Genomic DNA, 13646 nt, shown 5'->3' on the forward strand with positions numbered 1-13646 from the left:
GTCACGGGACGACGTTGAGGAGCAACGTGAGGGACATCGAGATCAAGACACCGGACGGCCGCACGCTCACCGCGGCGATCTGGGGCAGATCTCCCGAGGACCCGGTGTTCCTGATCCACGGCACGCCCGGCAGCAGGCTCGGACAGCTCCCGGTCGAGCGGCAGCTGGACCGGCTCAACGTCCGGGTCATCACCTACGACCGTCCCGGCTACGGCCAGTCCGACCGCCTCCCGGGACGCCGCGTCCGCGACGCCGCGGACGACGTGGCCGCGATCGCCGACCACCTCCGTCTCGACGCCTTCGGCGTGGTCGGCCGATCCGGCGGCGGCCCGCACGCGCTCGCCTGCGCGGCCCTGCTCCCGGAGCGGGTCACCCGCACCGCGGTCATGGTCAGCCTCGCGCCGCGGGACGCGGAGGGCCTGGACTGGTACCAGGGCATGACGGACTCCAACATCGAGGCCTATCGCGCCGCGGAGGCCGGCCCCCAGCGGCTGCGTCCGCTCCTGGCCGCGCGCATCGACGGCATCCGCGAGCAGCCGCGCACGCTCATCCAGGCGCTGCGCAGCGAACTCCCTCCGGCGGACCTCAACGTGATCCGCGACCCGGGCATCCGCAGCAGCCTCGCCCGCAACTACGCGGAGGCGGTCCGCGCGGGCGACGACGGCTGGAACGACGACGTGCTGGCCTTCGTCCAGCCGTGGGGCTTCGATCCGGCCGACATCAAGGGCCGCGTCGACCTCTGGCACGGCGAGGACGATGTCTTCTCACCCGTCGACCACACCAGGTGGCTGGCGGCGCACATCCCCGGCGCCCACGTGATGGTCGAACCGGGCGCCGCCCACTTCGCAGCCTGGCGACTGCTGCCCGACATCCTCTGCCGCGTCGCTCTGAACGCGGCGTAGCCCCACGCGCGCCGCCGCGCCTCCGCCCGCCCGAGGGCGGCGCGGCGGCGCGGCGGCGCCGAGGGGCGTCAGGCCGGGAGGAGTTCGAGGTCGCGGCCCATGCGGCGCCAGGCGCGGGCGTCGTGGACGGTCTGGTGGTTCTCCCCGAGCACCGCGATGAGCTGGTCGATGGTGCGGCGGCGCAGCTCCTGAGCCTCGGCCTCACGGCCCAGCCCGCGCAGGGTGACCGCCAGATTGCTCTGGCAGACCAGGGTGTCCGGGTGGGAGCCGCCGAACCTGGCCGTCATGCCCTCCAGCGCGGCGCGCCCGAGCGCCTCGGCCCGGGTGAAGTCGCCGGTGTCCCCGTAGGTGTTGGCGAGGTTGAGCATCGCGCAGTGGGTGTACGGGTGGTTCTCCCCGACGATGTGCCGCAGCGCCTCCAACGTGCGCTCGCCGAGCGAGACCGCCTCGCGCAGCTCGGTGGGCTGACCGATGTCGCGCTGGTAGATCGTCAGGTTGTTGGAGCAGATCAGGGTGAACGGATGGTCCGTGCCGACGCTCTCGCGGTAGGTGTCGAGCACCTCCCGCGCCAGGTCCCTGGCCCTTTCCTTGTCGCCGGCCGCGGAGTACTCCGCGGCCAGGTTGAGCGCGCAGGACAGCGCGTCCGGCACCTTGGCGTCGTAGCGCTCCAGGTAGCGGTTGTAGGTCTCGATCGTCAGCCGCCGGGCCTCGTTCTGCTGGCCGACCCGGCGCATGGAGACCGCGAGGGACTTGGCGTAGCGCAGCGAGGCGAGGTCGGGGACCGGGACGGAGTACTCGTCGCGGAACTCGCTGAGCAGGCTGATCGAGCGCCCGTAGTTGCCGAGGGCACGCTCGTCGTCGGCGAGGTTGGCCTTGGAGGTCAGGGTGTACGGGTGGGTGGCGCCGAGGACCGCGCCGCGGAGGTTGTAGACCTCCTCGTCGAGTATCCGGGCCGAGTCGTAGTCGCCGGTGAACCGGTAGTCGATGGCGAGGTTGTTGGCGATGTTGAGGGTGCGCGGGTCCTCCTCGCCGAGCTCCTCCTTCATCTTCAGGTAGGTCTCCTGGTCGCGCTTGAGCGCCTCGGTGAAACGCCCGAGCACGCGCAGGTCGGCGGCGAGGTTGCCGGCGGTCTGCAGGGTGAGCGGGTGGTCCGGGCGCAGCACCCGGCTCTGCCGCTCCAGCGTGTCCTCGTCGAGCTCCAGGCACTCCTGGGCGAGACCCTTGCTGCGCAGCACGCTCGCGAGCTGGAAGCGCAGTTGCAGCGTCTGCCGGTCGTCCTCGCCGAGCTTCTCCGTCCAGGCGACGTTGAGCCGTCGGCCGAGGTCCTCGGCCCGGTCCAGGTCGCCGCGCTTCCACAGGTAGCGCACGCGGTCTATGAGCAGCTGCCGGGTGTCGGCCTCGTCGCAGGTCTCCGCGCTGGACGGGCCGAGGTGCGGCCATATCAGCTCGAAGCGCGGCCAGTTCTCCGGGTCGTCGGTGTCGCCGATGTCCGGGCGGGCGCCGACCAGGACGCGGTGGACCTCGTGGACCAGCTCCTCCTGCTCGTCAGGGCTGAGCCCCGACCGGATGACCGCCTGCACCATGCGGTGGACCTGGAAGGTCCGGCTGCTGTTGTCGACCTTGGCCAGCGCGTACCGGCCGATGGCTCGGATGACGCGGCCCATCATGTTCTTGTCGCGCAGCTCGTCGTCGAAGGGCAGCAGCGCGTTCATCATCTGGTCGCTGTAGAAGATGCTGATGGCGATCGAGTCGGGTGACAGGAACGCGCACAGCTGGAGCAGCCGGACGGCCGCCGGCATCTGCTGCCCGAGGCGCTCGATGGAGACCTTCCAGGCGCGGCCGAAGCTGTCGGGGTAGTCGTCGGGGGTGGCGCCGCCGAGGGCCTTGTCGGGCTGGCTCTGCAGCTCCTCGACGTACTCGGCGACGGGGACGCCGGTGGTCTCCAGCCAGGCCGCGGCGATCTCGACGGCCAGCGGCAGGTCGCCGACGGCCTCGGCGACGAGCCCCGCCTCCTGCTGCGACAGCGCCGGCGCGCGGCGGCACAGGTGCTCGACCGACTCCTCGCGACGGAAGACGTCGACCTCCAGCGCCTCGGCGTGGCTGGTCCACGCCTGGTTCCGGGAGGTGACCAGGACGTCGCCGGAGCCACCGGGCAGGAACCTGACGATCTGCGCCGGGTCGTCGGCGTTGTCGAAGATCAGCAGCCAGCGCTTGGCCTTGGGGTGCATCCCGAGCCGCAGCGTCTCCTTGACCAGGTCGGCGTTCTCGTTCGCGTTCTCGCCCATGCGCAGGTCCAGGCGGCGACCGAGCTCGGAGAGCGAGGTGGCGACCTGCTCCGGCTCCTCGGACTCGATCCACCAGACCAGGTCGTAGTCGGCCATGAAGCGGTAGGCGTACTCCAGGGCGACCTGGGTCTTGCCGACGCCACCGAGGCCGTAGAGGGTCTGCGGGGTCGGCAGCACCACCGTGGAGCGCCGGTCCCGCTGCTGGCCGCGCAGTTGGTCGCGCAGGCGGTCCAGCACGGCGGCGCGGCCGGTGAAGGACGGGTTGCGCAGCCGTAGGTTCCAGATCGCCGGGCGGCGTCCGGGGAAGCGCGGCCCCTCGCCGGGGACGGAGTCCATCAGCACCGTCTCCGGCAGGCCGACGGCCCGCAGCAGCACCACCCGGGCGGCGTCCTCCTCCAGACGGACCAGCTCGACCGAGTTGCCGCCGAAGTTGGAGGCGGACCGCACGTCGCCGACCCGCACCGTGATCAACTCGGGCTGGTCCGGAGTGCGTTCACCGACCAGCAGGTCGCGGGCCTGACGGGACTGGACGGCCTTGGCGTAGGCCTGGCTCCAGACGGCCAGCGTCCGGGTCACCGCCTCGCGCACCCGGTCGGAGTCGACCCGCGGCAGCGAGCCGAGCTCGCGCGGGACGACCCGGAGCCCGGCCCGGGTCAGCACCCACTCGATCCACTCCGCCCACATCCGGTCCTCGGAGGCGTAGGACACGATGATGTCCTCGCGCGCCGTCGGGCGCGGCCGGGTGAACAGGTCCACGTAGTGCAGCCGCACGTCCTCGTCCATCGGCGGCAGGCCGATCACCCGGTCCTTGGTGACCGAGGCGACCAGCCGCTCGACGGCCGAGAGCATGGAGAGCGGCGAACCCGGCTTGTCGCCGAAGGGCGCCAGGATCTCCTCGTAGGCGTAGTAGGGCAGGTAGGGGATCTCGACCGAGTCCCAGTGCCGTTCCCGTCCGCTCTCGGAGAGCCCCTGCGGCAGGCCGCTGAACCGCTTGCGGGCCAGCGCCCGGCCGGCGTCGGCCTTGCCCTTCTCGCCGTCGTCGATGCGCATCGGCACCGGCAGGATCCGGATGCCGCGGTTGTAGTGCCGCTCGGTGATCTTGCGGGCGATCTCGGAGGCGCCCTCGATGCTCTGGTTGCTCAGGGTGAAGCAGATGACCAGGTCGTCCGGCAGCTCGACGGTGCAGATCTCCTGGATGTCGGAGAGACCGGTGCGGCTGTCGAGCAGGATGTAGTCGTACTGGCGGCTCATGTCGGCGCGCAGCGCCTTGAAGAACTCGGCGCCGTGCCGCCGGGCGTAGAACTCGTCCCAGTTGATGTTCGCGACCATCGCGCCGTAGTCGCTGTGCGCCTGGCCGGCGGGCAGGAAGTCCAGGCAGCCCTCGCCGGGGAAGCCGGTCCAGTTGAGCGAGAGCACGTGCGGCAGCACCCGCGCCCACTGCCGCATCGCTGCCGGGTCGAGCTCCTCGCTCTCGAGCGGGGCGTCGCAGTAGTCGTAGATCAGGTCGATGACGCCGGTGGAGGCGTCGAGCGCCGCCTGCTCCAGGAAGGGTGCGAAGAACCGGTGCAGGCCCGGCGCCTCCAGGTCCCAGTCGACGGCGAGGACCCGGTAGCCGTTCGCCGCCAGGATCCAGGCCATGTTGGCCAGGGCCATGGTGCGGCCGGTGCCGCCCTTGTAGGAGTAGAAGGTGACGATCCGTCCGTCACGCTGGTCGCGCAGCGGCAGCACGGGCTCGGCCCCGTCACTCTCGGGCTGAGTCACGCTCATGGATTCCCTCCCCCAGAACCGGTTGACGGCCCCTCGTCGGCAGCGGCGTGGTCGGACGCGTTCGGCGCGTTCGGCGCGCCTTGCGCGCCCGGCGGGGAGCCGTTCGGCCGGCCGTTCCCGCGCTTGATGTGCTCGTCTCGCAGATTCGGGCGCGGCGGCGAACCGCTCGCCTCCGACGGTGCCGACGAGCCGTCCGGCCCCTCCAGCTCCTCGAAGGCGTGCATGGCGCTGAGCGCGACGTGCGGCAGCATCGACTCGAACTCGTTCAGGCTGGAGACCACGTCGACGCCGCGCAGCCGGGCCCGTTGCAGGCGCTGGGCGCGCAGGTTGACCAGGGTGCGCTCGGACAACGCGCGCAGCTCCTCGTGGCGTGAGGCGTTCTCCGGGTCCTGCGGGTCCCAGGGCTCCATCAGGCCGACCCAGGTGGGGTTGCAGGCGTCCATCTGCCGCAGCACCTCCCGGTGCTGGGTGTCGAGCAACGTCCATCGGTCGAGCAGCAGCAGGCCGGGCGCGCTCGGCCGCTCGCCGGCCAGCACGCGGGCGGCCTCGTCGGCGAACGGCTCGATGCTGGCGTGGAACTCCCACTCACGCGCCACGGAGGCGGCGCGGCGGGCGATCGACTCCTCGCTCTGCCCGCCGAACGGCCGCCACTCGTGGGCGCCGGTGCCGTAGCTGGATCCGGAGCGGCCGTCCGGCAGATGGTCGACGTCGCAGGCGGCGACCGAGATCCGCAGTGTCCGCCGACGGTCAGGGGCGGGGAAGGCCGAGTCGAAGTCCTGGAAGTCCCGGCGGGCGCCGATGCGCACGCGCATCCGCTCGGACACGTCGACGATGCGCTGGGCCAGCCGGTAGACGGCCAACTGGTAGTCGGACTGGAACTTGCTGACCTTCAGGAGCGGCTGCATCCCCTCGGTCCGGTAGCCCTCGCCGAAGGCCTGGTGGTCGAACTGCAGGGCCTTGGCCACCGGCGGCAGCCGCTCCTCCTGCACCCGGACCCACTGCACCGGCACGATCGCGGACGGCAGCCCGCCGCCGGGTGTCTCGGACAGCACCTCGCGGGAGGCGAAGGCGGCCCATTCCTGGCCGCACGCCTGGCTCTTGAAGTAGTGAACCGAGTACAGCGGCACGAAGACCCGGCAGTGGGCGAGTGTCTCGCTGATCCGCTCGGACCATCCCTCGCCCACGTTCAGGCCGGAGTCCATGAAACCGGGCGGCTCGTTGGCGTCCCACCCGGACAGGTCCGTCACGGCCTCGCACAGGTCCCTGAATAAGCGAGCTTCCCAGAGGTTCGAGACGCTGCGGGGCCGTCCGGCACCGCGCGGGGAATGCGCGTAACTCAGAAAGAAGATGGGCCGAGGTATGTCCTCGTCCCAGCCCTCTTGGTCGGCCACGCTCGCACCCCCGAACGATGTTGCCCGTTCTGTAGGACGATGGAACCGCTCCTATTGATGGTCCGTCAACACCGTCCACGCGATCTCCGACTCGCGCCAGGGCCGGCTGGTGACCAGACCTGCCCTCAGCACGTCCAGAGCGATGTCGACGGCGGGGCGGATCGGGACCAGCATCGCCGGGGCGTCGCCGACCCTGCCGCGGCTGATCCGCCCGCGGCTCTCCAGTTCGACCTCGACGTATTTGCCCAGCTCCTCGAAGTGCCCCTCGTGCAGGTCGAGGTCGCGGAAGGCGATCCACTCTCCGTCGCGGGCGCCGGGTGTGGCGACCTTGGCGTGGTAGGTCTTCATCGGAAGGGTGGGCGCCTTGTAGTCGGCCAGATGGAACGGCGTGAACCGGGACCAGGACACGCCGATCAGCAGCCCGAACCCGTCCCGGTCGTAGAGCTTGCCCAAGGGGGACCCGAGGCCCAGGTGTTCGTCTCCGTGCTCCGCGGTGACGGATTCGGCCTCACGGCCCAGCGCGGTGAACGATGTCTGCGGATGGTCGCTGCGGTGGGCGCCGGGGCGGTTGCGCAGCCGCTCCGACACGATTCCCACGGCGGGGGAGACGGGCGTGGTGGCACGGTCGAAGGCGGGCAGCGCGGCGTCGTACGCCCGGCGCTCCGACTCGGTCATCGGGGCCGTGGCCCGGGCGTAGTCCGGGGTGGTGCGCGAGTTCTCGGGGGTGGCGGCGTAGGCGACGAGCGTGCCCCACGGGCCGAGGCGGTCCAGCAGCGCGTCGATCAGCGCCTCGGGGCCGCTCCCGTCGCGGGGCCCACGGGCCACGCGGGAGTACGCCGCCTGAACCAGCACCACGGCGTCCTGCGGCAGCCCGAGTGCGCCCAGCTCCGCGGCGAAGGCGGAGCGCAACGCGTCCGCCTCGCGGTCACCGGACCTCGCACCGGATTGCTGAGGCATCATCAGCCCCTCACGGAAGACGCGGCTGCCCCGGCCTCGACCAACTCCGTTCCTGCATCCAACTCGGACATCAGGGGCGCAAGCGTAGCGCGCATCGCGGCCACGAAGCGCTCCCCCTGCGCCGTCAGGCTGCCGGATCCGGCCAAGGTCAGCACCGCGTCGAAGGTGTGGCGCAGCCACCGCTCGTACTCGCCGCGGGCGGCCCGGGCGACGTCCTCCGCCCCGGTCCCGGCCAACTCCGACGCCCTGGCCCGCCAGTACTCGACCACGGCGATGTGCGCGTAGGTCCCTTGGAAGAGACCCTCGAAGGGGCGCGGGTCAGGCCGCCACGGCGCGCGGTAGGTACGGGTGTCGCGCCGGTCGAAGAGGTCGTCCACGTCGAAGACCGCACCCAGCTTCACGTGCTGGAACTCGTGCACCAGAAGCAGCGCCAGATACTCGTCGGAATCCGGGAGGGCGACGCCCACGTTGCCGAAGGCGTCCCGGGCCGCACCGCTGACGGCGATGCCGGCCTCGCCCGGGCACAGCGGCGTGACCGTGCCCAGGCCGACGCGCAGACCGTCGGCGTACTGGGGCAGCCGATCGCGAATCCAGGCCCACGCCCCGGTCAGGCGCTCGCGCCAGAGCGCCGCCTCGGCCTCGGTCAGGCGTCCGGTGGGCGCCCAGTTGTGCCGGGACCGGCGCGGGTCGAGGTCCTCGAGGGCCACGGACCAGCCCGCCTCGGCCCAGACGCGGAGCGGCTGCCACTCAGCGGGCCGGACGCGGAGCGGCTGCCACTCGGCGGGCTGCTCCGCCCGGGCGCGGGGTACCCGGACGGACCCGCCGTCGGCCCCGACCTCGACCGTGAAGCCGTCCGGATCGGTTGAGACCGTGACCGTGGCGCCGGGGGTGGAACCGCAGTCGGTGAGGTCGAGCCGGCCCACCGTCGGGAGCAGCAGCGAACCCTCCCGCAGTGGCACGGCAACCCGCGCCTCCAGGCCGGCCAGGACCAGGGCGGCGGCCGCCGACTCGGCCAGCCCGCCCAGGATCTCCTCGGCGCCCGTCGGGGAGTCCGCGGTGAGCGCCGAGAGGGCCCACGGGCGCAGGTAGGGGTGGCTGAGCACGGCGTCGAGGGCCGCGGGCGCCTCGGCGTCCAGCCGGGCGAAGAGCGGCCACAGCCCGCGGCTTCCGCCCTCGCCGGGAGCCAGCTGCTCAGCCCTGGCGGCGAGTTCGTCCAGGAACTCGCGTCCCAGCTGGACCTGGGCGTCGCGCAGCGCCGAGACCGCCTCGGCACCCCCGTGGCCGGTGCCGAGTTCGTCGAAGAGGGACGGAGGCAGCAGGGCCTGCGCCGCGTCGTGCTGGTCGGCCACGCCGAGTTGCTCCTTGGTCCGGGTGATGAACGCGTACAGGTCTTCGCAGTAGACGCTGGGATGGTCGAACGCGCGACTCGGATCCGGCTCGGCCCGGTATCGGTGCGCGTAGAGGCCGCCGCCGCAGGAGTCCACGACGGGGCAGGTCCGGCACTGGGTGCACAGCCCGGCCAGACCGAGTTGGCGTCCCAGCAGCGCGGGGTGGCGGGCGGCGGCGTCCACCGGGTCGCGCAGGACGTCGAAGCCGGTCTCGGGAGCGCCGTCGTAGGCGGTCTTCAGCGAGTCGGCCTGTTCCAGGGTGCCGTCCGTCTCGATGACCAGGAGGTCGGCGGGGGCCAGCCCGAGGGACTCGGTGAGGCTGTCCTCGCCCGCCAGCGTGCGCAGCACGGAGTCGAAGAAGCGGACCGGCACCGGGCGTCCCTGCGCGTCCCAGCGGGTCAGGATCGTCATCAGCCATTCGGCGTAGGGCGTGGGGCCCGCGCCCGGGGGCCGCAGCGGCGGCTCGGCCCAGGTGGCGTGCGGCAGCAGGAAGTCGATGCGCGGCGGGTCGAGCTCCAGCAGGGCCTCGTAGACCGCCGTCGGGTCGTTGCGGACGTCGATCGTGCACAGCAATCCGGCGTAAAGATGCCGGTAGCGCGGCGTGTTGAGCCGACGCACGGCCCGCACGACCTTGTCGTGGCTGCTGCGGCCGTTCCGGTAACGGCGGTGGAGATCGTTGGCCGCGCGGTCGCCGTCGAGGGAGATGCCCACCTTGACGTCGTACCGGTCGAAGAGCTCGAGGTGGCGTTCGCCGAGCGTGACGCCGTTGGTGTGGATGCGCAGATCGAGCCGGCAGACGCCGGCCAGCGCGGCGGTCAACTGCTCGGCCGCGAAAGCGAGGCGCTCGTGCCCCGCGAGCAGAGGCTCTCCCCCATGGAGGACCACATGAACGGTGGCGAGGCGGTGGCGCCGGGCGTGCTCGGCGATCCGCTGCGCCGTGGCCCGGAGCACCTCGTCCGAGGGCGTCATGGGGCGACGCTCCCAGCTGGTGTCCGCGTGCTCGTAGACGTAGCAGTGATCGCAGGCGAGATCGCACCTGCTGTGCATCTTCAGCACGAACTGGCTGAACGAGGCATCCGTGTCGTCGGTGTTCATGGCAGGGGTGACGGTGCTGAGGAAGAGCCAGAGCCTCCGTCAGATGGACGACGTGAAAGCCGCGACGTCCAGCTTGGCGATGCCGGAGTCCGGCAGCGCACGGTTGATCAGATGGCTGTGGGCGACGGTGTCGCGACGGGAGAGCTGCAGTGGCCGAACCGATTCGGCAGAGGCCTCGGGCGCGGCAGTGTCGGACTGCGTGGTAGCGCGCTCAGTGTTCACGGTACCCCTCGAAGGAGATGTGAGGTGGGGGGCTCAGGCTTCCGCGCGTGACTCCCGCGACTCTCGTCACTCTCGGGTCCTGCTCGCGTCCTGGCCCGCGGTACCCGTGGCCTGCGTTCAAGATCTCTGACTACGAAATTCGCGCGCGCAAACCATCACCTTTGGAGACAGTGTAAAAGTAGCAAACACAGGCCCTCCACGCGCTACATCCCTGAGGCCGACTCGACTCCCCTTTGAGCCGCTGGTCTGGGAATATGCAGCTCAGAGGCTCATGAGATCCTGGCGACGTCGAATCGTTACAAAAATTTTCCATCGAACGGGTTAGCAGCGCGCGCACCACGGGTACTCCGGGCGCATCCTGGGCGGCCTCGCTCACCAGACCGGTCGGTCCAGAAGCACGTCCACCCAACCCCCCTGACGGAGCGTCGACAAAGCCGGATGATCGCGCCCCAGCAGCCGGGACAGCCGCGGCAGCGCCTCGATCCGCAGTCCCTCGCTCTCCAGCCTACGCCCCGCCGACAGTCCGGCATTGCTCAGATTCGCCGCCAGCAGCAGGGAGAGCGGATGGTCGACGCCGCGCCTCGCGTTCATTTCCTCCAGAACTCCGCTCCCCAGATCCAGCGCTGATTTCACGTCACCGCAGATCGCGAGCAGACCGACACGATTGCCGCGGGCCGAGAGCGTCAGCGGGTGCGACGCGCCGAGGCTCCGCTCCATCGCCTCCGCCACCGGCGTGAGCAGGTCGAGCGCGGCGGCCGCGCGGTCCCGGTCCCGGCCGCCGCCGGCGACGAGGACCGCGTGGTTGTGGGCGCAGCACAGCGCCTCCGGGTGGTCTGTTCCGGTCCGCCGCACGGTTCGGTCGTGCGCCCGCGCCACGGCCGAGACCGCTTGCTCGCGCGTTCCGGTGGCGTGCCACGCGGCCGCCAACTCCAGCGGGCATGCCTCGGCCGCCGGGCTCTCCTCGCCGTCCCGGCGCACCGCCGCCGCGTGGGCCTCAGTGGCCACGTCCAGCGCCTCCCGGTGGTGACCGCACCACCGCAGGGCGGCCGCCAGCTCCCGGCCGACCAGGAAGCGCGACGGCAGGTCGGGTGCGGCGGAGAGTACGGCCGGTTCCCTCCCTCGTGCGGGCCGGCGTCCATGCTGGCGTGAGTGCCGCCGACCATGCCGTCGTCCACGTCGCCGTCCGTGCCGCCGACCTTCACCGCACCGCACCCCGACCGGCGTCGAATCCGGGTTCCCATGGTTACCCAGAGCGGGAGTTGACGGAACATCATCCAGGATCGGCGGTCCGGCGGCTCAGGGGCAGAGGCGCTCCACCCGCCAGCCCGTCGGGGCGGTGGGGTCGGCGTCGAAGCGCAGGCGGTCGTGGAGGCGGTTCTCGCGGCCCTGCCAGAACTCGACGGAGGTCGGGGAGACGCGGAAGCCGCCCCAGAACGGCGGGACGGGGACGCCCTCGCCCTCCGGGTAGCGGGTGGCGAGGTCCGCGTAGCGGCGTTCCAGCTCCTCGCGGGAGGGGACCGGCTGGGACTGCTCGCTGGCCCACGCGCCGAGCTGGGAGCCGTGCGGGCGGGAGCGGAAGTACCCGGCCGTCTCGTCGCGGCCGACCCGGGTCGCGGTGCCGGTGACGATCACCTGACGAGCGATCGGGTGCCACGGGAAGAGCAGCGCGACGTGCGGGTTGTCCGCGATCTCGCGGCCCTTGCGGCTCTCGTAGTTCGTGTAGAAGACGAAGCCGCGCTCGTCGTAGCCCTTGAGCAGCACGGTGCGCATGCTGGGCCGGCCGGCCGCGTCGACCGTGGAGACGATCATCGCGTTCGGCTCGTCGATGCCGGAGTGCTGCGCGTCGACGAACCAGCGGGTGAACTGCTGGACCGGGTCCGCGGCGAGTTCCGCCTCCAGCAGGCCCTCGGCCCGGTACTGGCGGCGCATGTCCGCGGGGTCGACATGGCCGAGCGGCGCGAGGGGCCCGTGGTCCGGCGCAAGAGGAGCATCCGATGCGTGCACCTCGCCATCATCCCAGTCCGGGCCGGACAGCTGGGCTGAACGGACCGGGAAGATCGTCCGACGAGTAGGCAGCGGACACGTCATCCTCGCGGGCGCGGCGGACTCACAGGCGCGAGCGTGGATTCTCTCGACATCGAGAGAGTATCGTTGCCGAGCTCCGTCGACGAAGCCGGCAGCAACAGGTGAATACGACGCGTGTGCAGGGCATCACCGACGTGGGATCTGGCGCGATGCACCCAGTGCCTGAGAGGCTGACACCGCGTGCCACGCGCGCCGCACCGTCACCCGCGCAACCGCGCGGCAACAAAAACAGAGACGACTTGGCCACACCACCAAGCCTTCCGCTGATCCGACCGGTCAGAACCGACCGGTCAGAACCGATCCGAGGAGCCGCCTGATGTCCGACTTCGTACCCGGACTCGAAGGAGTCGTTGCGTTCGAGACGGAGATCGCCGAACCCGACAAGGAGGGCGGCTCCCTCCGCTACCGCGGGGTCGACATCGAGGAGCTCGTCGGTCACGTCTCCTTCGGCAACACCTGGGGCCTCCTCGTCGACGGCAAGTTCAACCCCGGTCTGCCCCCGGCGGAGCCCTTCCCGATCCCGGTCCACTCCGGCGACATCCGCGTCGACGTCCAGTCCGCGCTGGCCATGCTCGCGCCGGTGTGGGGCCTTCGCCCGCTGCTCGACATCAGCGCCGACCAGGCCCGTGACGACCTCGCCCGCGCCGCGGTCATGGCCCTCTCCTACGTGGCCCAGTCGGCCCGCGGCCAGGGCCTGCCGATGGTCCCGCAGAGCGAGATCGACAAGGCCGAGACCATTGTCGAGCGCTTCATGATCCGCTGGCGCGGCGAGCCGGACCCGAAGCACGTCAAGGCCGTCGACGCCTACTGGACCTCCGCGGCCGAGCACGGCATGAACGCCTCCACGTTCACCGCCCGCGTCATCGCCTCCACCGGCGCGGACGTGGCCGCCGCCCTGTCCGGCGCCGTCGGCGCCATGTCCGGCCCGCTGCACGGCGGTGCGCCGTCCCGCGTGCTCGGCATGATCGAGGACATCGAGCGCACCGGCGACGCCGTCGCCTACGTCAAGAACGCCCTCGACAAGGGCGAGCGCCTGATGGGCTTCGGCCACCGCGTCTACCGCGCCGAGGACCCGCGCGCCCGCGTGCTGCGCCGCACGGCCCAGGAGCTGGACGCGCCGCGCTTCGAGGTCGCCGCCGCGCTGGAGAAGGCGGCCCTGGAGGAGTTGCACGCGCGTCGCCCCGACCGCGTCCTGGCCACCAACGTCGAGTTCTGGGCGGCCATCGTCCTGGACTTCGCCGAGGTCCCGGCGCACATGTTCACCTCGATGTTCACCTGCGCCCGCACCGCGGGCTGGTCGGCGCACATCCTGGAGCAGAAGCGCACCGGCCGCCTGGTGCGCCCCTCCGCGCGCTACATCGGCCCCGCCGCGCGCAGCGTCAGCGCGATCGAGGGCTACGAGTCGATCTCCAACTGACGGTCCCGTCCGCTCCGGCGGACGCCGCACTTCCCCAGGGGCGCAAGGAACCGTTCTCTCCGTTCCCTGCGCCCCTGAGGTGCGCCAGAGCACCGTCTCACTCGACGGACTCTCTACTTTCGGGCGGCCCCCAGCCG

The 13646-nt window shown here is 71.6% G+C and carries 9 protein-coding genes; 2 read left to right on the forward strand and 7 right to left on the reverse strand.

Features of this window, described 5'->3' with window-relative positions; genetic code table 11:
• The first annotated feature begins 26 nt into the window (after positions 1–26).
• Complete coding sequence (locus TR49_RS03355; RefSeq protein ID WP_236653201.1) at positions 27–902, forward strand: alpha/beta fold hydrolase; 876 nt, start codon at positions 27–29, stop codon at positions 900–902.
• A gap of 68 nt (positions 903–970) precedes the next feature.
• On the opposite strand, the gene fxsT is transcribed toward TR49_RS03355, so the two are convergent.
• The 7 genes from fxsT to pdxH form a co-directional block, all read right to left on the reverse strand.
• The gene (gene fxsT / locus TR49_RS03360; RefSeq protein ID WP_042377114.1) at positions 971–4954 is read right to left on the reverse strand and encodes an FxSxx-COOH system tetratricopeptide repeat protein; all 3984 of its coding nucleotides are present in this window, start codon (positions 4952–4954) and stop codon (positions 971–973) included.
• Positions 4951–6345 (reverse strand): TIR-like protein FxsC, encoded by a 1395-nt coding sequence (locus TR49_RS03365; RefSeq protein WP_236653202.1) that lies wholly within the window; start codon positions 6343–6345, stop codon positions 4951–4953. The genes fxsT and TR49_RS03365 overlap by 4 nt, the downstream gene beginning before the upstream one ends.
• A gap of 51 nt (positions 6346–6396) precedes the next feature.
• Entirely contained in the window at positions 6397–7302 is a 906-nt protein-coding gene (locus TR49_RS03370) for an AAC(3) family N-acetyltransferase (protein WP_160311528.1), read from the reverse strand.
• Positions 7303–7304: 2 nt separating this feature from the next.
• Positions 7305–9785, reverse strand: coding sequence for an FxsB family cyclophane-forming radical SAM/SPASM peptide maturase (locus TR49_RS03375; RefSeq protein ID WP_042376862.1), 2481 nt, complete (start codon positions 9783–9785; stop codon positions 7305–7307).
• Between the two features lie 39 nt (positions 9786–9824).
• Positions 9825–10007: an FXSXX-COOH family cyclophane-modified RiPP peptide SjiA gene (sjiA, locus tag TR49_RS03380; RefSeq protein WP_042376864.1), complete on the reverse strand. Its 183-nt coding sequence runs from the start codon at positions 10005–10007 to the stop codon at positions 9825–9827.
• Between the two features lie 372 nt (positions 10008–10379).
• Complete coding sequence (locus TR49_RS42380; protein WP_042376866.1) at positions 10380–11012, reverse strand: tetratricopeptide repeat-containing protein; 633 nt, start codon at positions 11010–11012, stop codon at positions 10380–10382.
• A 291-nt stretch (positions 11013–11303) separates the two neighbouring features.
• Positions 11304–11936 (reverse strand): pyridoxamine 5'-phosphate oxidase, encoded by a 633-nt coding sequence (pdxH, locus tag TR49_RS03390; protein WP_042376868.1) that lies wholly within the window; start codon positions 11934–11936, stop codon positions 11304–11306.
• A gap of 472 nt (positions 11937–12408) precedes the next feature.
• On the opposite strand from pdxH, the gene TR49_RS03395 reads away from it, so the two are divergent.
• Complete coding sequence (locus TR49_RS03395) at positions 12409–13509, forward strand: citrate synthase 2 (RefSeq protein ID WP_042376869.1); 1101 nt, start codon at positions 12409–12411, stop codon at positions 13507–13509.
• Positions 13510–13646: the final 137 nt, after the last annotated feature.

The organism is Streptacidiphilus melanogenes, assembly GCF_000787835.1.
GTDB classification, from domain to species: domain Bacteria; phylum Actinomycetota; class Actinomycetes; order Streptomycetales; family Streptomycetaceae; genus Streptacidiphilus; species Streptacidiphilus melanogenes.

Coding starts and splice junctions, on each gene's coding strand:
- TR49_RS03370 (WP_160311528.1), bottom strand. CDS start 7,302: ATGCCTCAGCAATCCGGTGCGAGGTCCGGTGACCGCGAGGCGGACGCG.
- fxsT (WP_042377114.1), bottom strand. CDS start 4,954: ATGAGCGTGACTCAGCCCGAGAGTGACGGGGCCGAGCCCGTGCTGCCG.
- TR49_RS03375 (WP_042376862.1), bottom strand. CDS start 9,785: ATGAACACCGACGACACGGATGCCTCGTTCAGCCAGTTCGTGCTGAAG.
- pdxH (WP_042376868.1), bottom strand. CDS start 11,936: ATGCGCCGCCAGTACCGGGCCGAGGGCCTGCTGGAGGCGGAACTCGCC.
- TR49_RS03395 (WP_042376869.1), top strand. CDS start 12,409: ATGTCCGACTTCGTACCCGGACTCGAAGGAGTCGTTGCGTTCGAGACG.